The organism is Bradyrhizobium sp. 137 (assembly GCF_023074095.1).
Taxonomy (GTDB): domain Bacteria; phylum Pseudomonadota; class Alphaproteobacteria; order Rhizobiales; family Xanthobacteraceae; genus Bradyrhizobium.
This window is the reverse complement of sequence record NZ_JADPKU010000053.1, coordinates 292971-312088: the sequence shown is the minus strand read 5'-3', so window position 1 is coordinate 312088 and position 19118 is coordinate 292971. Positions and strand designations below refer to the sequence as shown.

Here is a 19118-nt window from a genome sequence, read left to right as displayed (position 1 = left end):
GGGACGTAGTTGACCCCGGCCCGGATTCAAGCGAGCGAACGTGCGGACGCGGCGGAAAGGATGCGTCAAATGATTACGGCGCGTGGCCGAAGCGCACGCGCCGTTTCTCGATCGATGTTTGAGCGATCGGCCTAGCGCACGGTGACCGGCGCAGGCAGCGGCGGCACCACCGTCGGCTGCGTGCCCGGGACGGGACCGGCCTGGGCGGCCATCGGAGCCGGACCGGCAGCACCCGGCGTCGGCGCAGCGGATGCGGTCGCCGTTCCCGGCGGCGGGCCGCCCGGCAGCACCACCACGCGGGTGCCGACCTTGACGCGGTCGAACAGGTCGGAGACGTCCTCGTTCAGCATGCCAATGCAGCCGGAGGAGACGAACTTGCCGATCGTCGAGGGCTGGTTGGTGCCGTGGATGCGGTAGACGGTCGAGCCGAGATACATCGCGCGGGCGCCGAGCGGATTGCCGGGGCCACCGGCCATGAAGCGCGGCAGATAGGGCTGGCGCTCGATCATTTCGGTCGGCGGATGCCAATCCGGCCACTCGGCCTTGCGGGTGATCTTCTGCACGCCGGTCCAGGTGAAGCCGTCGCGGCCGACGCGGACGCCGTAGCGGATCGCGCGGCCGTTGCCGAGCACGTAATAGAGGTAGGTGTGTGGCGTATCGACCACGAGCGTGCCGGCCGGCTCCTTGGTCTGGAACGCGACTTCCTGGCGGCGCAGGTTCTGAGGCAGCTGCGCGGGAGCAGCATCCGGCTGCTCCTCGGGCGGTAGCGACGCGATCGTCATCGGCCGGCCATCGGCGCCGACGGGCGGCTGGCCGGCCTGGACCGTACCGGTCGCGGCGGGACCACCAACGGCCTCCGGCGGACGCAGGCCGTCATTGGCCGGTGCCTGGCCCGGACGATTGGCATAGATCACCGGCGGCGGACCGGCGGGCCGGCCGTAGCGGGGATCGTCGGGCGACATCACGGGGCCCTGGGGCGGCGCCGCCGAGTAGACCGGCGGAGCGCCGGCCGGGCGGCCATAACGCGGATCATCCGGCGACATCACCGGGCCCTGCGGGGCGGCCGAATAAACCGGCGGCGCGCCGGCCGGACGGCCGTAGCGCGGATCGTCCGCCGGTCCGGGCGGCGGCAGCGAGGCCTGCGGCATCGCGTCGTCGTCTTCGTCCAGGGCGTCGAAGTTCGGCGTGCGATCGCCCGGACGATATTCAGCCGGAGGGCCATAGCCCGGCGCCTGCTGGACCGGATAGCTCTGAGCTTGAGCGAGCGAGGTTCCCGCCGCAGCGACTGTCGCGGCAGCGCATATCGTCAGAAAGTGTTTGATCATCATCGCTCTTGTATAGTCCCCAAGCCCGATCGGACCGTTAACGGCCAGATGACGGAAGATAGCGGCACATTCAAGACGTATCAGGCTCATTTGCGCCGGATTTGCCGATTTGTGATCCGCAAGACTACCGTTGCCCCGTTGCATCACGGGGGCGGAAATCTCATCGCGCCGTCAATTGCCGCGGTGTTCGGCCTCGAATTTAACGAAGCGATGCCGAGCGTTGCGATATGGTCGAATCAGCCTGATTCGTCACCTTTTTGAACTCCGACCCCCGCGTGGCGAACGCGGCACTCAGTACCGTCCACCGCGTTCAGATGGCTCTTGGGCCCTGGCCATTTGCCGCCGGGGCGGAAATTCGCAACCGCTCGATGCTTCCCGGCTTTCGCTTCCTGTTTGCCGCGATCCTGCTGTCAACCTCCATCCTGGTGTTCGGCCTAGGGGCCGCCGCGCTGCTGCGGGCGAGCCATGAGCAGTATGTCAGCAGCCCCTCCTGGCGAAACGGCCCGCAGGAGAAGATGTTTGCGCAGGCGCCAGAGCCGGCTCAGCCCGTGCTCGCGGTCTTACGGGCGGAGCCGGAGATCACCGCCGATCCCGCACCGTCGCTGCGCGACCAGGTGCCGACGATCGCACTGCCGGTGAGTGAGCCCGAGCCGCTGGTCGCAGCAACGACCGTGACCGACGTTCAGCCGGATGTCACTGAAACCGCGCCCCAGGCCCAGGCTCCGACCGCCGAACCCCTCAAGGCCGAGACCACGCCAGACGCCGCAGCGCCGGCTCCCACCGACACGCTCACCCCTGCCGACACCACGGCATCGATCCCCGAGACGCAGCCGGCCGCTGCCGTAACAGTCGGCGGGCCGCCGCCTGCTGATTCCAGTGTTGCCTTTGATTCCAGTGTCGTCCTGACCTCCTCGGCGCTCGATGTCGCCGCGGCCAAGATGGCCGCGCTAGACGCCCCGGCGACGACGGCGGTGAAGGATGCCCCGGCGAAGCCCAAGGCCGAGAGCACCAAGACGGGCAGCAGCGCATCGGACAGCAAGGCGACCAAGCGCAAGGCGAAGGTCAAGAAGCGGCACCGCGTGGTGCGGCGCCCGCCGCCTCAGCAGTTGCAGCAACAGCTCGATCCGTTCGGACAGCGGCAGACGCTAGCAACAACGGCCACACGCACCCGCCAGTAAGGTCACGCCGGCCCGGTCGCGATCGGCGGGCCGCCGGCCTGGCCCCATTCCGACCACGAGCCGTCGTAGAGCGCGGTGTCCGTGATCCCCAAGCGATAGAGCGCGAGCGTCAGCACGCCGGCCGAGACGCCCGAGCCGCAGCTCGTCACGATCGGTGCGTCCAACTTGACGCCGGCGCCGGTGAAGGCGGCGCGGAGCTCGTCAAGCGGCTTCATGGTGCCGGTCGCGGCATCGAACAACAGATTATAGGGCACGTTGCGGGCGCCGGGAATGTGGCCGGAGCGGATGCCCGGCCGCGGCTCCGGCGAGCGGCCCTCGAAGCGGTCGGCGGCGCGCGCGTCGATCACCTGCTCGGCCCGGCTTTCGACATTGGCGATGAGCTGCTGCATGCTGCGCACGCGCTTTGCATCATAGCTCGCCTTGAACGTCGCCGGCTTCGGCTTCACCTCGCCGCTCTCGACCGGACGGCCCTCGGCGCGCCACTTCTTCAGGCCGCCATTGAGGATGCGCACATTGCTGTGGCCGTAAGACAGGAACATCCACCACGCGCGCGGCGCCGCGACCCAGCCGCCGGCATCGTAGATCACCACCGTATCGGCATTGGAGATGCCGAGATTGCCGACGTCGCGGCCGAACTGCTCGGCGCTTGGAAACATGTGCGGCAACGGGTTCGAATGATCCGACACCGCATCGACGTCGAAGAACACAGCGCCCGGCAGATGCGCGGCGAGATAGTCGTCCTTCGGCAGCGGCAGCACGCCGGGCAGCTTGAAGCTGGCGTCGAGGACCTTGACGTTGGTATCGTCGATGTGGGCGGCGAGCCATTCGGTGGAGACGAGGGGGTCGGTGGCGGTCATGCGAGGTCCTTCCTTGTGGTCATTCGGGCGCGCGTCGCGCGAGCGAGGACGATGCAGCGTCTCCGCTGTCATCGCCCGGCTTGCCGCCTTCGCCAAGGCTTCGGCGGGCCGAGCACTCCTATGGGCCTCGGCGTAGCCTGGGCGGAGCCGGGACGGGCGATCCAGTACTCCGAGACGGGTGTGATTCAACCGATAGGCCGCGGCGTACTGGAATCCCCGCCTGCGCGGGGAATGACGAGGCCCTCATCCCTTCTTCTTCGGCACCCATTGCTCGGTCGGCCCACCGGCATCGCGCCAGGCGGCGTAGCCGCCGGCGATGTGGGCGACGGGCTTGAGGCCCATGTCCTGCGCCGTCTTGGCGGCGAGCGCCGAGCGCAAGCCGCCGGCGCAATGGAAGACGAACTTCTTGTCCTCCTGGAAGATCGGTTTTGCGTACGGGCTCTGCGGATCGATCCAGAACTCGAGCATGCCGCGGGTGCAGGCGAACGCGCCGGGAATGCGGCCGTCGCGCTCGATCTCGCGGGGATCGCGGATGTCGACGATGACGACATCGCCGTTCTTGGAGATCTCGATGGCGTCCTTGGCGGAGAGCGTTTCGACCTCGGCATTGGCCTCGTCGATCAGCGCCTTGATGCCGCGCGTGATGGTCTGGGGCATGTTTGTTCCCTTCTTCTCTTCCGTCATTCCGGGGCGATGCGCAGCATCGATCCCGGAATCTCGATCGTCACACGCCATCTCGAGATTCCGGATCGGCCGCGCTGCGGGCGTCCGGAATGACGGTGGATCGCATCAGTGGGTCAATTCCTTCATCGCACCTTCCAGCCCCTCGATCGTGATCGGATACATGCGATTGGCAAAGATGCGTTTGATGATGGTGGTCGATTCCGAATAGTCCCAATGCTTCTGCTGCACCGGGTTGAGCCACACCGCATGCGGATAGGTGCGGATGATGCGGTCGAGCCAGACCGAGCCGGGCTCCTCGTTGACGTGCTCGACCGAGCCGCCCGGCACCATGATCTCGTAAGGCGACATCGAGGCGTCGCCGACGAACACGACCTTGTAGTCGTGCGGATATTTGTGCAGCACGTCCCAGGTCGGGGTGCGGTCGGTGAAGCGGCGCTTGTTCTGCTTCCACACGCCTTCGTAGAGGCAGTTGTGGAAGTAGAAATATTCCATGTGCTTGAACTCGCTCTTCGCCGCCGAGAACAGCTCCTCGACCTGCTCGATATGCGCATCCATCGAGCCGCCGATGTCGAAGAACACTAAAAGCTTCACCGCATTGCGCCGCTCGGGCCGCATGTGGACGTCGAGATAACCGTGATTGGCGGTCTCGCGGATCGTGGTGTCGAGATCGAGCTCGTCCGGCGCGCCGGTGCGCGCGAATTTGCGCAGGCGGCGCAGCGCCACCTTGATGTTGCGAATGCCGAGCTCGACATTGCCGTCGAGATCCTTGAACTCGCGCCTGTCCCACACCTTCACGGCACGGTTGTTGCGGTTCTTCTCCTGGCCGATGCGCACGCCTTCGGGATTGTAGCCGTGGGCGCCGAACGGCGAAGTGCCTGCGGTGCCGATCCACTTGCTGCCGCCCTGGTGCCGTCCCTTCTGCTCCTCGAGGCGCTTCTTCAGCGTCTCCATGAGCTTGTCCCAGCCCATGGCCTCGATCTGCTTCTTCTCTTCCTCGGTGAGATACTTCTCGGCGAGCTTCTTCAGCCACTCCTCGGGGATCTCCGCCTTCTCCATGGCGTCGAGCAGGTTTTCCAGCCCCTTGAACACGGTGCCGAAGACGCGGTCGAACTTGTCGAGATTGCGCTCGTCCTTCACCAGCGAGGCGCGCGACAGATAGTAGAAGTTCTCGACCGTGTAGTCCGCGAGGTCAGCGTCGAGCGCCTCGATCAGCGTGAGGTATTCGCGCAGCGTCACAGGGACCTGCGCGTCGCGCAGAGAGGTGAAGAATTGCAGGAACATGGGTGACAGATTGCCCGTCGGGTGCCGCACGTCAAGGGGCGGAGAACGCCGCGGGACGCTGGACCGGGTGGCTTTTTGCTCTAGAATTGGCGGCCGTAGGGGGACGTTTGCAATGGGAATTGTCGCCGCACTCATCATCGGCGCGATCGCAGGCTGGCTGGCGGGCAAGATTGTCCACGGGGCGGGATTTGGGCTGATCGGCAACATGGTCGTGGGACCATCGGCGCGCTGGTCGCGAGCTGGGTGCTGCCGCAGCTGCATATTGCTCGCCACCGGCACGGTCGGCGCCATCGTGGACGCGACGATCGGGGGCGGTGATTGTGCTGGTCATCCTTTCGCTGATAAAACGGGTCTGAAAGCCTGATCGAACCAGGAACGGCCGCTATGTGCGGCCGTTCGTTTGTCGCGGCCGGGGCCGACGCCCCTCGCTGACAGCTACCTAAGGACACGCAATGAAATTTACCGGCACCAAGGACTATGTTGCGACCGACGACCTCAAGGTCGCCGTCAATGCCTCGATCGTGCTGGAGCGCCCGCTGCTCATCAAGGGCGAGCCCGGCACGGGCAAGACGGTGCTGGCGGAGGAAGTGGCGAAGGCGCTGAACGCGCCGCTGCTGACCTGGCACATCAAGTCCACCACCAAGGCGCAGCAGGGCCTCTACGAATACGACGCGGTGTCGCGCCTGCGCGACAGCCAGCTCGGCGATGCCAGGGTGTCCGACATCAGGAACTACATCAAGCGCGGCAAGCTGTGGGAGGCCTTCACGAGCGAGCAGCGCCCGGTGCTGCTGATCGACGAGATCGACAAGGCCGATATCGAATTCCCCAACGACCTGCTGCTCGAGCTCGACCGCATGGAATTCCATGTCTACGAGACCGGCGAGACCATCAAGGCCAAGCAGCGCCCGATCATGATGATCACCTCCAACAACGAGAAGGAGCTGCCCGACGCCTTCCTGCGCCGCTGCTTCTTCCACTACATCAAATTCCCCGACGCCGACACGATGGGCCGCATCGTCGACGTCCACTTCCCCGGCATCAAGAAACGCCTGGTCGAAGAGGCGCTGCGCATCTTCTTCGAGGTGCGCGAGGTGCCCGGCTTGAAGAAGAAGCCATCGACGTCCGAACTGCTCGACTGGCTCAAGCTCTTGCTCAACGAGGACATGAGCGCCGAGCAGCTGCGCGAGCGCGACCCGCGCAAACTGATCCCGCCGCTGCACGGCGCGCTGCTCAAGAACGAGCAGGACGTGCACCTGTTCGAGCGGCTGGCGTTCCTGAGCCGGCGGGAAGTGTAGAGGTCTCGTGTCCCGGACGCGCCGCAACGCGCAAGCGTTGCTGCGCAGAGCCGGGACCCAGAAGGCGATCCGGATTGCTCGGAGACATGGGCACCGGCTCTGCAGCGCATCGCTGAAGAAGCGCTAGCTGCCTCCGGGGCACGAGAGTACGGTATGACGCACCACTGCCTCCCCATCGTCATTGCGAGCGCAGCGAAGCAATCCAGAATCTTTCCCGTTGAGGCAGTCTGGATTGCTTCGCTGCGCTCGCAATGACGGAGCAAGGGGCATCGGCGTCGTTCTCCAATTCGCATTTGCGCTGCAGACACACGTCCGCAGCCTCGCTGCGCATTTCGCCCGAGCTTTGCTTCGTCGCTCCACCCTCAAAGCCGGGAGGGCGCAGGGAAGGCCGGGCGCCGGCTGGCACCCGCGGTCCGCCGTGCGAAGGCACACGCAGAAAAACTGCACAGCGGCATACAGGTGAAGCCGAACACACGGCCTTCCCTGCGCAGTGGTTGGACGACTTATGCCGCGCTCTCCTGGGAGCCGAATTCCTTCCAGCGAAAGTCGCCGACACCGCGCCGGTTGACGCGCATGCCGCATTCGCCAGGGCTTGACCGTAGCAACGACGGCCAGGACCACACGGTTTTGCCGTACGCACGGCCCGCTTTTCGCCGCATTATCCTCCGGCGTTGTCGACGTTGCCGGAAGAATGCTGGCGAGACGAACCTGACAGCGCCGCTCGTCCGCACGCGGCCTCGGGCTCACGGAGAGCAATCCGCCCTGCCCTTGATCTCGCGTGCCGACGCTGCCGCGTCCACCGCAACCCGGCCCGCGTTTCGAACGACTCGCGAGACGCCCCTCATCATCGGGCCGGGCTGTCTCGATTTATGCCGTATTTCCGAATTTCGGTAAAGTGGAATATTTTCGTGAGAAGGGCTTGACGGGCTGCGGGGTGTTTTGCCCGACGGGTCAGCCATGCCAGCATCGTCGGGCAGGTTAGATCTCGCAGCGTTGGCTCACCCGGTCGCAGTCTGGCTCATGAATAGCTCTCGACCAATGCGGAAAGAAAGCCGCTTCCGAAGACGTCGACCAACTCCCTGTCGCGAGCGGTTCGAAGCGAGAGCCAGTTCTTGACGTCGCCGATCGTGAAGAAGCTGTCTCGAACTGCCGATATTCCTCTCAGGTCTGCGTGGCAATCGACCGCCAGAACGGCCAAGTCAACGGGACGCGCCTGATAGATAACCCACTTCTTTCTTCGATCGATGATAAACATTCCACCTGTGTCACCATCGACCCACATCTCTCGGCTTAGCTTCTTGATCTCGCGAGGCCAACTCGCCTCATTGTCCAGCCTTGCAAGAAATCTTCGGCTTGAGCTCGCAAAAACATCGACCTCGGAATCCAAACCGGAACATACAACTGCGACCTGCCGCAGGGTGGAAATGATCGACTCCGATGAATTCAGATCGATATCGGAGAAGAAATAGTTGCCGAAACGACGAGCAAATACGTCGCTGGGCAATTCACCGACAATGATGCCGTCCAACGGCTCGGCGCCCTCTTCGAGCCCTGCTTTCCTAGTCACGTCCATTCCCGATAAAGACCGCCCAGGCCATCGAGACTACAAGCGCGGAGATATTCAAGCAACTTTTAGTTGTCTGGCCGGATCGGCGGCTCCTTGAGACAGGTGAATTTGACTCGTGGAGTTTCCCTCTTACCCGGAATTCAAGCTGCGCTTGAATTCCGGACTCTCCCCGCACGCGGGGAGAGGCGAAGCGGATCACGCCACCGCCGCCTCCGGTATCCGCGCGGCTTCCATCGGCTGCTTGCCGCGGATCAGGTCCGAGGCGCGGTCGGCGATCATCATGGTGGAGGCGTTGAGGTTCGCCGAGATCATGCGCGGCATGACCGAGGCATCGATGACGCGCAGGCCTTCGAGGCCGTGGACGCGGAGCTGGTCATCGACGACCGCCCAGGTGGAATCCGCCGGACCCATGCGGCAAGTGCAGCCGGGGTGGAAGGTGGTGGTGCCGCGCTGGGTGGCGGCGTGCAAAAATTCCTCATCGGTGTTGACGTTGGGGCCGGGGAAATCTTCGTAGGCGTAATAAGGCGACAGCGGCGCGGACTTGAGAAGTCTGCGCGCGAGCTTCATGCCGGCGACGATGACGCGGCGGTCGAGCTCGGCGTCAAGATAATTGGTCTGGATGATCGGCGGCGCGAACGGATCGCTGGAGCGGATGCGCACATAGCCGCGGCTTTCCGGGCGCTGCTGCCAGGAGGCGACCGTCATGCCGGGCTCGTCCTCGAGCTGGCCCTGCACGCCTTCTTTGTAGGAGGCCGGCGTGAAGGTAAGCTGGAGATCGGAGCTCTCTGCGGTCTCTCCGGAATGCCAGAAGCAATAGACCATGGTCGGCGACAGCGAGAGCAGGCCGCGGCGTGCCGTCGCCCATTTCGCTGCTTCGACCCAGAGCCGCCAACCGCGGCGAAGCTCGTTGATGGTCTTGATGTCCTTGACGCGCGCGACCGTGCGCGGGGCGTAATGGTCCTGGAGGCCCTCGCCGACGGGGAGCGCGTGGCGCACTTTGATGCCGTGGGCCTGCAACAGATCGGGCGAGCCGATGCCGGAGAGCTGCAGCAGCTGCGGCGAATTATAGGCGCCGCCCGAGAGGATCACTTCCTTGTTGGCGCGCACCTCGACAGGCGTGCCGCCACGGCCGCCCTTCATGTAGCGCACGCCGACGGCGCGCTTGCCCTCGAAGATGATCTCGGTCGCGTGCGCATGGGTGTGCACATGCACGTTGGGGCGCTTCATCGCGGGCTTGAGGAATGCGGTGGCGCCAGAGACGCGCAGGCCGTTGTTGATGGTGCGCTGGCAGTAGGAGACGCCTTCCTGAGTCTTGCCGTTGTAATCGGGGTTGCGGGGGATACCGAGCGAGACCGCGCCTTCCATGAAGGCCTCGCAGAGCGGATCGCGCCAGTTCATGGTCGTGACGATGAGGTTGCCGTCGCGGCCGCGATAGGTGTCCTCGCCCTCGCCGATCCGCTTCTCCAGCCGCCGGAAATAAGGCAGCACGTCGGCATAGCCCCAGCCGCGATTTCCCATCTGCGCCCAGGTGTCGAAATCCATGCGCTGGCCGCGATTGTAGATGTGGCCGTTGATCGAGGACGAGCCGCCGAGCGTCTTGCCGCGCGGCGCGTAGATGCTGCGCCCGCCGGTCCAGGGCCCCGGCTCCTGCTGGTAGGCCCAGTTGATGCTCTTCATGTGGAAGGTCTTGATAAAGCCCGCCGGCAAATGGATGTAGGGATGCCAGTCGGAAGGACCTGCCTCCAGCACGCAGACGCTTGTGTTGGGATCCTCGCTCAACCGGCTGGTGAGCACGCAACCGGCGGAACCCGCGCCGACGATTACATAATCAAATCTGTCCATGGTGCCTCAGCCGCCTAGGGTGTCGTGAAGTTGAGTGACGTGCAGCGGCGCTCGCGATCACCTCTCCCCGGAGGGGAGAGCTGATCGAGCGCACCGCAAATCCAGTGTACATCATAACTAGCGCGGCTTGTCGTTGAGTTGAAATTCGAGATGCGCCTGTACGGTCGGCCATTCGGCCGCGGTGATGCTGTAGACCACGGTGTCGCGCAAGCTGCCGTTCGGCGCGACCTGATGGCTGCGCAGGATGCCGTCCTGCTTGGCCCCCAGGCGCTCGATGGCGCGGCGGCTCTGGTGGTTGAAGAAATGCGTGCGGAACTCGACGGCGATGCAGTTCAGGGTTTCGAAGGCGTGCCGCAGCAGCAGGAGCTTGCATTGCGTGTTGAGCGGGCCGCGCTGCGCGCTCTTGCCATACCAGGTCGAGCCGATCTCGACGCGCCGGTTGGCGGCGTCGATGTTCATGTAGGTCGTCATCCCGACGATCCTGCCGGCGGCGTCGAACACCGTGAACGGCAGCATCGAGCCCGCGGCCTGTAGCCCCAAGCGGCGGTCGATCTCCTTGCCCATGTTCTCCGGCAGCGGGATCGCGGTGTACCAGAGCTTCGACAGCTCGCCGTCCTTGACGGCCTCGGCCAGCCCCTCGAGATGCTGATGCGACAGCGGCTCGAGACGGGCGTGCTGTCCACGCAGGGTGATGGGGTCGGGCCAGGGCATGGAAGTCTCTCCTTACGTCATTGCCAGCGAAGCGAAGCAATCCGGACTGCCAACCCCTCATCCTGAGGAGCGCGGAACGCGCGTCTCGAAGGATGAAGGCGCGGCTGGTGGCCTCGCCCTTCGAGACGCGCGCTAAGGGCGCGCTCCTCAGGGTGAGGGTCAGGCAGGTGCTTTGCCTCGCTCTCGATGACGGTAACTAGCACCGTTCATTTGTTTAGGAAATTGAGCGGCAAACCGCCGCGCGGCCAGTCCATGGCGATCAGTTCGCCCTTGCCCGATAGGGTGATGTAGGCGGTCTTCAGCTCGGGGCCGCCGAAGGCGATGTTGGTGGTGACGCGGTCGCCGGTCGGCACCTGCTCGACCAGGGTGCCGTCGGGCGCGATCACCGAGATGCAGCCGGAGACGAGGGTGGCGACGCAGACATTGCCATTGGCTTCCACCGCGAGCGAGTCGAACATCTGGTAGCCGCCGAGGCCGCAGATCGGCTTGCCCCGTTCGCCGCGATAGATCACCTCGCGCGGCTTGAGCGTGCCCGGCGCCGAGAGCTCATAGGCCCAGAGCCGGCCCGTCGGGGTCTCCGCGATGTAGACGGTGTTCTCGTCCGGCGACAGCCCGATGCCGTTCGCCGGCAACACGCCGTGCACGACTTCCACGATCTCCTTCATGCCGGGCTTGAGGTAATACATGCCGCCGACATCCATTTCGCGCGCGCGGCGCTTGCCGAGATCGGAGAACCACAGGCCGCCCTGCTTGTCGAACACCAGATCATTGGGCCCGCGCAGATCGTGCTCGCCGCATTTGGTCACGACGGTCTCGACCTTGCCGGATTGCAGATCGACGCGCTGGATCGAGCCGCCGAGATAGTCGTCGGGCTGCGGGCCCGGCATGATCATGTTGCGGGTCGGGATCCAGGAGAAGCCGCCATTGTTGCAGATGTAGATCTTGCCGTCGGGACCCAGCGCAGCACCATTCGGGCCGCCCGGCACCTTCGCGACGATCTCCTTGCCGCCATCGGCATGAACGCGGGTCAGGCGCTGGCCGCGGATCTCCACCAGGACGACCGAACCATCCGGCATCACGACCGGCCCTTCTGGAAATTCGAGGTCGGTGGCGAGAACGCGGACGTTGGACATGTTGGGACCCTCCCGGTTGCTTGTTATGACTTGCACGGGATGTCCAGCACGGGCCCACACGCAAGATTTGCCGGCGGTTATGACAAAGTCACCGGCGCTTGCCAAGCAAGCCGGATGGTATGCCAGCGTTGCGGAAGCCCCCTATTCCCTAACCGGGACCCAGATCTCGAAGCCGCCATTGCCGGTTGCTGGATCGAACTTTTCGTCATAGCGCTCGAAGCTCGGTGCGTCCGCGGCTTTGAGGCCGGAGGCCGGCAGCCATTGATTCCAGATCGTGTTGACCGTGCGCCGGATCGAGGCGACGTGATCGGTGTGGGTGAAGACCGCGTAGCGCTGCTCGGGGATGCGGATGCGGCCGAAGCGACGCGGCAGGTCCGAGAAATCGGCGACCTCGACGCCGGCGATGTAGTCGAAATTGCCGGCATCATCGCCGTTGCAGCAAACGCCGTAGGCGACGTTACCGATGCGCGCGGGAATGTCGGCGACCTCCTGGTGAAAGCGGTGCCATAGACCGGGAATGATGGCGCCATTGTCGCAGGAGATGCGCTCGGCGGGACCGGCGACGAGGAAGGCCTTTGCAGTCTCGAAACGCGGCGGGGCAAGATGGTCGAGCATAGTGGAGTCCATGAGGATCGGCTCCTGAAGCTTGAGGTGGCTGACGCATGTCGCGGCCCTCACCGCTTCGGGCGTGGTGCCGAACTGGTCGCGGAACGCGCGGGTGAATGCTTCGTGCGAGCCGTAATCCGCCTCCAGCGCCAGTGACAGGATGTCCGGCGCACCGTTGGCAAGACTGCGCGCAGCTTCCGTCAGCCGTCGCGCGCGCACGTAACGCATCACCGGAAGCCCGGTGGCTGCCGCAAACGCACGCACGACGTGGAACCGCGACACGCCGGATATCTGCGCGATCTCGTCGAGCGTCATCGGCTCGGCCAGATGGCTCTCGACATACCAGAGCGCGCGCTGGGCTGGGTTCATGGCGATTCAGGCCCTCGTTCGAAACGCGGCGATGGTGCGCCGGTCACGCCCGCTTCGCTTGATCGGCGTTGCTGTCCTCGCATGAGGATAGTTCGGGAATGGCCACTGGCAACGCCCTCGCGTTCGTGGCTACACTGCCTGAAACCGCTCACCAGAAAGCACGGAGGAACCGCGTCATGGAAATTACCGATGTGCGGGCGCACCATATCCGCATCCCCTATGACGCCGGTGTCGCGAGCTTCCGCCAGGGCGCTTCCGCAATCACAGCCCTCGACATGGTGCTGGTCGAGGTCACGACCGATGCCGGGCTGACCGGCTGGGGCGATGCCTTCGCCTATGTCTGCCCTCGCACCACGCGCAGCGCCGTCGAGGAGATGATTGCACCCCAAGCGCGCGGGCTGAAGGTGCCTGATGCGGCCGGCATCCCTGGGGTCATGGAGCAGATCCAGCGCAATCTGCATCTGTTCGGCCGCTACGGCATCACCATGTTCGCGATCTCCGGGCTCGATATCGCGCTGTGGGACCTTGCCGCCAAGATTGAGGGCGTGCCGGTCCACCGCCTGCTCGGCGAGACCAGGCGCACGGCCATCCCGGCCTATGCCAGCCTCTTGCGGATCGGCTCGCCCGAGGCCATCGCTAGCGAATGCAGGAAGGCGCTGGCGCTCGGCTATGGCGCCATCAAGCTGCACGAGACCACGCTACCTGCCGTGTTCGCCGCACGCGAGGCGATCGGGCCCACCATTCCGCTGATGGTCGACATGAACTGCCCGCTGACGAGCGAGCAGGCGATTGCGTTCGCGAAATCATGTGCAGACGCAAGACCCATGTTCCTGGAGGAGCCGGTGTGGCCGCCGGAGGATTTTGCTGCGCTCGCCGACGTTCGCAGCAAGGGCGGGCTGAATATCGCCGCCGGCGAGAATGCCTGCACGGAATATCAATTCCGCCAGATGATGAATGCGGGCGCGGTGAGCCACGCCCAGCCCTCGGTGATCAAGGTCGGCGGCATCACGGAATTTGTGAAGGTGGCGGCGCTGGCCGATCAGCTCGGCGTCAAGATCGTCCCGCACTCCCCCTATTTCGGTCCGGGCCTGCTCGCGACGCTGCATCTGCTGGCGACGCGCGAGGACGGGCTCGTCGAGATGTTCTATCTGAAACGCGAGGCCTGCCTCTGGGGCGGCCGCGCCGATGTCGATGCGACCGGCCATGTCGCAGTGCCGAGCGGCCCTGGACTTGGCTATGAACCGGATCGCGGCGTGATGGAGCGTTATCGCGTCGCCTGATCGCCGCGCCTATTTCGCCGCGTCCTTCGCCGCCGGCGCATCCTGCTTCTTCTTCAGATCGTCGGCGGTCTTGGCTTGCGCAGCCTGGAGGTCGGCGAGCGTCTTCTGCAAGCCGGCGAGGCTCGTCTTCAACGCGTCGATCTGGCGATTGGCCGCATCCAGCCTCTGCTGATGATCGAGGCTGAGCTTGGTGAGTGTCTTCTGGAGGAAGTCGACATTGCTCTGGAGGCAGCTCGTGCGCCGTTCCATGGTCTTCTCGACCGTGCAGATCTCGATGCCGGGCACGTCCTGCGCGTGCACCGGCAGCGGCGCCAGCGTGGCGAGCAGCAACATTGCGAAACAAACGCCGGCGCTTCGGAGCAGCATGAAGGTTCCTCGTCAAATCGATCACGGCAATGTGCGCCGTTTGCGCGCAGTCGCGTGAGGCTACCACACTCGTACCGCATTCTCGCGTTGAGCTTGCGCCCGTTCCCTCGGACGGGGAACGATGATCGGCACGCGGAAAGAAGTGGGCGTTCTTTCCGCGGCTTTGTTTAGGGGAGATTTTTGGAATGGCAACGCGCGATAGACGTCTGGCGGAATTCGACGGCGCCGGAGAACCACCAGCTGGCCTGCCACTCGAGGTGCTGTGCGAGGACCACAGCGGAACGTATCAGCTGCCGTTCGCCTGCCGCTATGTGGAGGGACGCTGGCAGAACCACGAGGCCGGCATCGCGGTCGAAGCAACCGTCATCGGCTGGCGCCTGCCCCGCATGAAGCAGCGCGGGGCGGCCTGACGGCGATCCCTGTTTCAAAATGCGACGGGGCCGCGCTTCGCCTTAACCTTCGGAACGCGGCCCGAACGAATCACGTCCGAATCGGCCGTAGCGCCCCGTACGCAGCTGTTCACGGCTAGATGTCGCGAGCCGGCCGGTTCGCGCGCACAAGATCTGCGCAGGGCAGGATTGGGTTTGGGCCGGGTATTGGCGGCAGAAGTTAATCGCGTCAGGGACATGGTGGGGCAAGCCGCGTGCCTGCTGGGCGACGGTCCCCAGCCGCCGAAACGGGCAGGACAGCGCGAGGGCTGCCTAATATTCGACCTCGAGCTCCTCGATCTCGGCCGGCTCTTCCCGCGCCGCCGCGATCCATTCCTGCATCTCCGGCATGGCCATGATGGTGTCGGCATAGGCTTTCAGCGGCGCCGCGAGCTTGACGTCATACGTCATGAAGCGCGTCACCACAGGGGCGTACATCGCATCGGCCATGGTGCGCCGCTCGCCGAACAGGAAGGGACCGCCCGATGTCTCCAGGCAGTCGCGCCAGATGAAGCAGACGCGGTCGACGTCGGCCTGTGCGCGCGACCAGATCTTGAAGCCGGGAAAGTGTCCTTTCAAATTGACCGGCAGCGAGGCACGCAGCGTGGCGAACCCGGAATGGATTTCGCCTGAGATCGAGCGGCAATGCGCGCGCTGGATGCGGTCGGCCGGCAACAGCCCGGCGTCCGGCATCACCTCGTTGAGATATTCGGCGATCGCCAGCGTATCCCAGACCACGGCGCCCTCGTGCCGCAGGCACGGCACCAGGATCGACGACGACAGCAGCAGGATTTCCGCGCGCGCGGATGGATCGTCCGGCGCGGTGACGATTTCCTCGAAATCGAGCCCGGAAAATTTCGCCAGCAGCCAGCCACGCAGCGACCAGGACGAGTAGTTCTTGCTGCTGATGGTCAGTGTCGCCTTCGCCATTTGGCCCTTCCCTACGCCTGATCTCGACACCCGCGCGGCCCGTGGGCGTGCCCATGAGCTGTGCTTCCTTCAAAATGAGAGCAAGCGATGTGCCAGTTTTGCGGGCGGTTCAGCTCCCGCTTGGCTTCGATATTGCATAATGGCAGGGGTCAGGTGGGCGTTTCAGTATGATGTCGATGTATTATCAAGCCTTCCAGAACCATATGGACCTGACCGCGCCATGGCGGGCGGGGGCCTCGTCCGCGCTCAAATTCCTCAACCTGGTGCCGCAGGGCGTGTCGGATCAGCTGGTCGGCCGGCTCTCGGCGGCGCTCGAGCTGATCTCGCGCTCCACCCTCACCTATGATCGGCCGGCCTACGGCATCGACAGCGTGATGGTTGGCAATCGGGAAATTCCCGTCACCGAGGAGATCGCCTGCGCGACGCCGTTCGGCTCGCTGCTGCACTTTCGCAAGGACGGCGTGGGCGAGCAGCCGCGCATGCTGCTGGTGGCGCCGATGTCGGGCCACTTCGCGACATTGCTGCGCGGCACCGTGCAGACGCTGCTCCAGGACCACGACGTCTACATCACAGACTGGCACAATCCGCGCGACATTCCGCGCAGCAAGGGCCGCTTCGGGCTCGACGACTATACCGAGCATCTCATCGAATTCCTCGGCCAGCTCGGCCCGCGCCCTCACATGGTGGCGATCTGCCAGCCATCGGTCTCGGCGCTCGCAGCCGCCGCGATCATGTGCGAGGACAACCACCCCTCGCGGCCGGCGACGCTGACGCTGATGGCCGGACCGATCGATACCCGCATCCAGCCGACCAGGGTCAACGAATTCGCCAAGAGCAAGCCGATCGAATGGTTCGAGCGCAACCTGATCAATTACGTGCCGGTGCAGTGCCGCGGCGCCTTGCGCAAAGTCTATCCGGGATTCGTACAGCTCACCGCCTTCGTCGCGATGAATCTGGAGCGCCACATCAAGCAGCATCTGGACCTCGCCAACCACATCGCCAAGGGCGAGAAGCAGAAGGCCGCCAGCATCAAGACCTTCTATGATGAATACTTCGCCGTGATGGACCTTCCTGCGGAATTCTACATCGAGACCGTGCGCGACGTGTTCCAAGAGCACCTCTTGCCGCAGGGCCGACTGATGCATCGGGGACGCCCGGTGAACACCAAGGCCATCAGCCGCATGGGGCTGATGACGGTCGAGGGCGAGAAGGACGACATCTGCTCGATCGGCCAGACGCTCGCCGCGCAGGACCTCTGCACCGGCGTACGCGCCTATCGCCGCGTCCATCACATGCAGGCCGGCGTCGGCCATTACGGCGTGTTCTCGGGCAAGCGCTGGAACAATGAGATCTATCCGCTGCTGCGGGATTTCGTGCACGTGAATTCGTGAAGGCTCAGACGGACCATTCCTCGCCCCAAACCTGAACGAAATGGCCGGGCGACACTTCGCGATATCGCCGGCGAGGCGGCTGGTAATCCGGCGCGCGCATCGGGCTTCTGATCTCGTCGTTGGAGACGTCGCGGCGCGTACCGCGGCGCGATGGATCGGGCACCGGCACGGCAGCCATCAGCTTCTTGGTGTAGGGATGTTGCGGATTGCCGAACAATGCCGCGCGCGGGCCGATCTCGACGATCTCGCCGAGATACATCACCGCGAGGCGGTGGCTCATGCGCTCGACCACGGCGATGTCGTGGGAGATGAAAAGATAGGCAAGGCCCATGTTGGCCTGGAGATCGAGCATCAGGTTCACGACTTGGGCCTTGACCGAGACGTCAAGCGCGGAGACCGCCTCGTCCGCGACGATCAGCTTCGGCCCGAGCGCAAGCGCACGCGCAATGCAGATGCGCTGGCGCTGGCCACCGGAGAATTCGTGCGGAAAGCGCGCGGCCATATCGGCAGTCAGGCCGACGCGGACGAGAAGGTCTGCGACCTTGTCGCGCGCCTGCGACGTCGACGCGAGCCCGTTGGCGAGCAACGGAGCCGCGATCGCCGTCCCCACCGACATGCGCGGATTGAGGCTCGCGAATGGATCCTGAAAGACGATCTGCATCTGCTTGCGGAAATCGCGCAAAGCTCGGCCGTTCATGGCGAGCACGTCCTGGCCGTCGATCAGGACGGTGCCGCTGTCCGGTTCGAGCAACCTGAGAATCGAGCGGCCCGTGGTCGACTTGCCGCAACCGGATTCGCCGACCAGCGCAAGCGTCTCGCCGGCGCGCAAGGTGAAGGAGACGTTCTCGACCGCGTGGACGCGCCCGGAGATCTTGCCGAACAGGCCCGAGCGGATCGGAAAGCGCGTGGTGAGGTTTGCAACTTCGAGCAGCGGACGCTCGGCGGTCGAGACCGTGTCGGGCGTTTCCACCGGCTCGTCCGAGGTGCCCGTGAGCTTGTCGACGATGGGAAAACGCATCGGCCGCGCGCGCCCATCCATCGAGCCGAGGCGCGGCACGGCGGCGAGCAGTGCGCTTGTATAGGGATGCGACGGTGCGGCGAAGATGCGCGACGTCGCGTCGGTTTCGACCGCCTGCCCGCCATACATCACCACGGTCCGATCAGCGATCTCGGCGACCACGCCCATGTCGTGGGTGATGAAGAGGATCGACATTTCCTCCTCCTGCTGGAGCTCCTTCAAGAGCTCCAGGATCTGGGCCTGGATGGTAACGTCGAGCGCAGTGGTCGGCTCGTCCGCGATCAGGAGCTTCGGCTTGCAGGCCAGCGCCATCGCGATCATCACGCGCTGGCGCATGCCGCCGGAGAAGCGATGCGGATGCTCATGGAAGCGCGATGTCGCCGCGGGAATGCGGACGCGATCGAGCAGGCGGATGGTCTCGGCCTCCGCCGCCGCGCGCGACAGGCCGCGATGCTGCATCAGCGCCTCGGCGATCTGGAAGCCGATGGTGAGCACCGGATTGAGGCTCGTCATCGGCTCCTGGAAGATCATGGCAATGTCATTGCCGCGGATGCCCTTCATGCCCGTTTCGGGCAGCGCGAGGAGATCGCGGCCAGCGAGCGTCACGCATCCCTCGATGCGGCCACTCTCCTTCGGAATGAGCCGCATGATGGAGAGCGCGGTGACGCTCTTGCCCGAACCGGACTCCCCGACGATCGCGACGGTTTCGCGCGGCGCGACGTCGAATGAGACATTGCGGACGACCGGGATCCATCGCCGTTCGCGCATGAAGGAGGTGGTGAGGCCGGCGACCGACAGCACCGGCGCCTGCGCCTCGGCAACGCTACGATCGATTCCGCTTGCGCCCTTGCTCATGC

The 19118-nt window shown here is 64.8% G+C and carries 17 protein-coding genes and 1 pseudogene; 6 read left to right on the top strand and 12 right to left on the bottom strand.

Features of this window, described 5'->3' with window-relative positions:
- Positions 1-131 precede the first annotated feature (131 nt).
- Positions 132-1325: a L,D-transpeptidase gene (locus IVA78_RS15355; RefSeq protein ID WP_247278603.1), complete on the bottom strand. Its 1194-nt coding sequence runs from the start codon at positions 1323-1325 to the stop codon at positions 132-134.
- A 368-nt stretch (positions 1326-1693) separates the two neighbouring features.
- On the opposite strand from IVA78_RS15355, the gene IVA78_RS15350 reads away from it, so the two are divergent.
- Entirely contained in the window at positions 1694-2503 is an 810-nt protein-coding gene (locus tag IVA78_RS15350) for a hypothetical protein (RefSeq protein WP_247466199.1), read from the top strand.
- Positions 2504-2505: 2 nt separating this feature from the next.
- On the opposite strand, the gene sseA is transcribed toward IVA78_RS15350, so the two are convergent.
- The 3 genes from sseA to IVA78_RS15335 form a co-directional block, all read right to left on the bottom strand.
- The gene (gene sseA, locus IVA78_RS15345; RefSeq protein ID WP_247466196.1) at positions 2506-3360 is read right to left on the bottom strand and encodes a 3-mercaptopyruvate sulfurtransferase; all 855 of its coding nucleotides are present in this window, start codon (positions 3358-3360) and stop codon (positions 2506-2508) included.
- 243 nt (positions 3361-3603) lie between these two features.
- Complete coding sequence (locus tag IVA78_RS15340) at positions 3604-4017, bottom strand: rhodanese-like domain-containing protein (RefSeq protein WP_247466193.1); 414 nt, start codon at positions 4015-4017, stop codon at positions 3604-3606.
- Between the two features lie 132 nt (positions 4018-4149).
- Positions 4150-5325 carry a VWA domain-containing protein gene (locus IVA78_RS15335; RefSeq protein WP_247278395.1) on the bottom strand — a complete coding sequence of 392 codons (1176 nt, stop codon included), beginning with the start codon at positions 5323-5325 and terminating at the stop codon, positions 4150-4152.
- 112 nt (positions 5326-5437) lie between these two features.
- Here IVA78_RS15335 and IVA78_RS15330 point away from each other — a divergent pair.
- Together IVA78_RS15330 and IVA78_RS15325 are read left to right on the top strand one after the other, a co-directional pair.
- Positions 5438-5681 (top strand): annotated as a pseudogene (locus tag IVA78_RS15330) (GlsB/YeaQ/YmgE family stress response membrane protein).
- A 96-nt stretch (positions 5682-5777) separates the two neighbouring features.
- On the top strand, positions 5778-6620 hold the full coding sequence (locus IVA78_RS15325; RefSeq protein WP_247333898.1) for a MoxR family ATPase: 843 nt from the start codon (positions 5778-5780) through the stop codon (positions 6618-6620).
- Between the two features lie 1018 nt (positions 6621-7638).
- On the opposite strand, the gene IVA78_RS15320 is transcribed toward IVA78_RS15325, so the two are convergent.
- The 5 genes from IVA78_RS15320 to IVA78_RS15300 all read right to left on the bottom strand — a co-directional run bounded on the left by IVA78_RS15320 (position 7639) and on the right by IVA78_RS15300 (position 12848).
- Positions 7639-8187, bottom strand: coding sequence for a hypothetical protein (locus IVA78_RS15320; RefSeq protein WP_247466190.1), 549 nt, complete (start codon positions 8185-8187; stop codon positions 7639-7641).
- Positions 8188-8382: 195 nt separating this feature from the next.
- Positions 8383-10029, bottom strand: coding sequence for a GMC family oxidoreductase N-terminal domain-containing protein (locus IVA78_RS15315; RefSeq protein ID WP_247278392.1), 1647 nt, complete (start codon positions 10027-10029; stop codon positions 8383-8385).
- Between the two features lie 117 nt (positions 10030-10146).
- Complete coding sequence (locus tag IVA78_RS15310) at positions 10147-10740, bottom strand: GNAT family protein (RefSeq protein ID WP_247420440.1); 594 nt, start codon at positions 10738-10740, stop codon at positions 10147-10149.
- Between the two features lie 206 nt (positions 10741-10946).
- A complete protein-coding gene (locus IVA78_RS15305; protein ID WP_247466187.1) occupies positions 10947-11873 on the bottom strand; it encodes an SMP-30/gluconolactonase/LRE family protein in 927 nt (308 codons plus the stop codon).
- Positions 11874-12014: 141 nt separating this feature from the next.
- The gene (locus tag IVA78_RS15300) at positions 12015-12848 is read right to left on the bottom strand and encodes an AraC family transcriptional regulator (RefSeq protein ID WP_247466184.1); all 834 of its coding nucleotides are present in this window, start codon (positions 12846-12848) and stop codon (positions 12015-12017) included.
- A 176-nt stretch (positions 12849-13024) separates the two neighbouring features.
- Here IVA78_RS15300 and IVA78_RS15295 point away from each other — a divergent pair, with 176 nt between their 5' ends.
- A complete protein-coding gene (locus IVA78_RS15295) occupies positions 13025-14128 on the top strand; it encodes a mandelate racemase/muconate lactonizing enzyme family protein (RefSeq protein WP_247466180.1) in 1104 nt (367 codons plus the stop codon).
- Positions 14129-14137: 9 nt separating this feature from the next.
- Here IVA78_RS15295 and IVA78_RS15290 read toward each other — a convergent pair whose 3' ends face one another.
- On the bottom strand, positions 14138-14494 hold the full coding sequence (locus tag IVA78_RS15290; RefSeq protein ID WP_247466177.1) for a hypothetical protein: 357 nt from the start codon (positions 14492-14494) through the stop codon (positions 14138-14140).
- Positions 14495-14679: 185 nt separating this feature from the next.
- Between IVA78_RS15290 and IVA78_RS15285 the strand changes: the two genes are divergently transcribed.
- Positions 14680-14904: a hypothetical protein gene (locus IVA78_RS15285; RefSeq protein ID WP_247278387.1), complete on the top strand. Its 225-nt coding sequence runs from the start codon at positions 14680-14682 to the stop codon at positions 14902-14904.
- A gap of 291 nt (positions 14905-15195) precedes the next feature.
- Here IVA78_RS15285 and IVA78_RS15280 read toward each other — a convergent pair whose 3' ends face one another.
- Entirely contained in the window at positions 15196-15852 is a 657-nt protein-coding gene (locus IVA78_RS15280; protein WP_247278386.1) for a glutathione S-transferase family protein, read from the bottom strand.
- Between the two features lie 167 nt (positions 15853-16019).
- Between IVA78_RS15280 and phaZ the strand changes: the two genes are divergently transcribed.
- Entirely contained in the window at positions 16020-17243 is a 1224-nt protein-coding gene (gene phaZ, locus IVA78_RS15275; RefSeq protein ID WP_247466174.1) for a polyhydroxyalkanoate depolymerase, read from the top strand.
- Positions 17244-17247: 4 nt separating this feature from the next.
- On the opposite strand, the gene IVA78_RS15270 is transcribed toward phaZ, so the two are convergent.
- On the bottom strand, positions 17248-19116 hold the full coding sequence (locus tag IVA78_RS15270; RefSeq protein WP_247466171.1) for an ABC transporter ATP-binding protein: 1869 nt from the start codon (positions 19114-19116) through the stop codon (positions 17248-17250).
- Between the last annotated feature and the right edge of the window lie 2 nt (positions 19117-19118).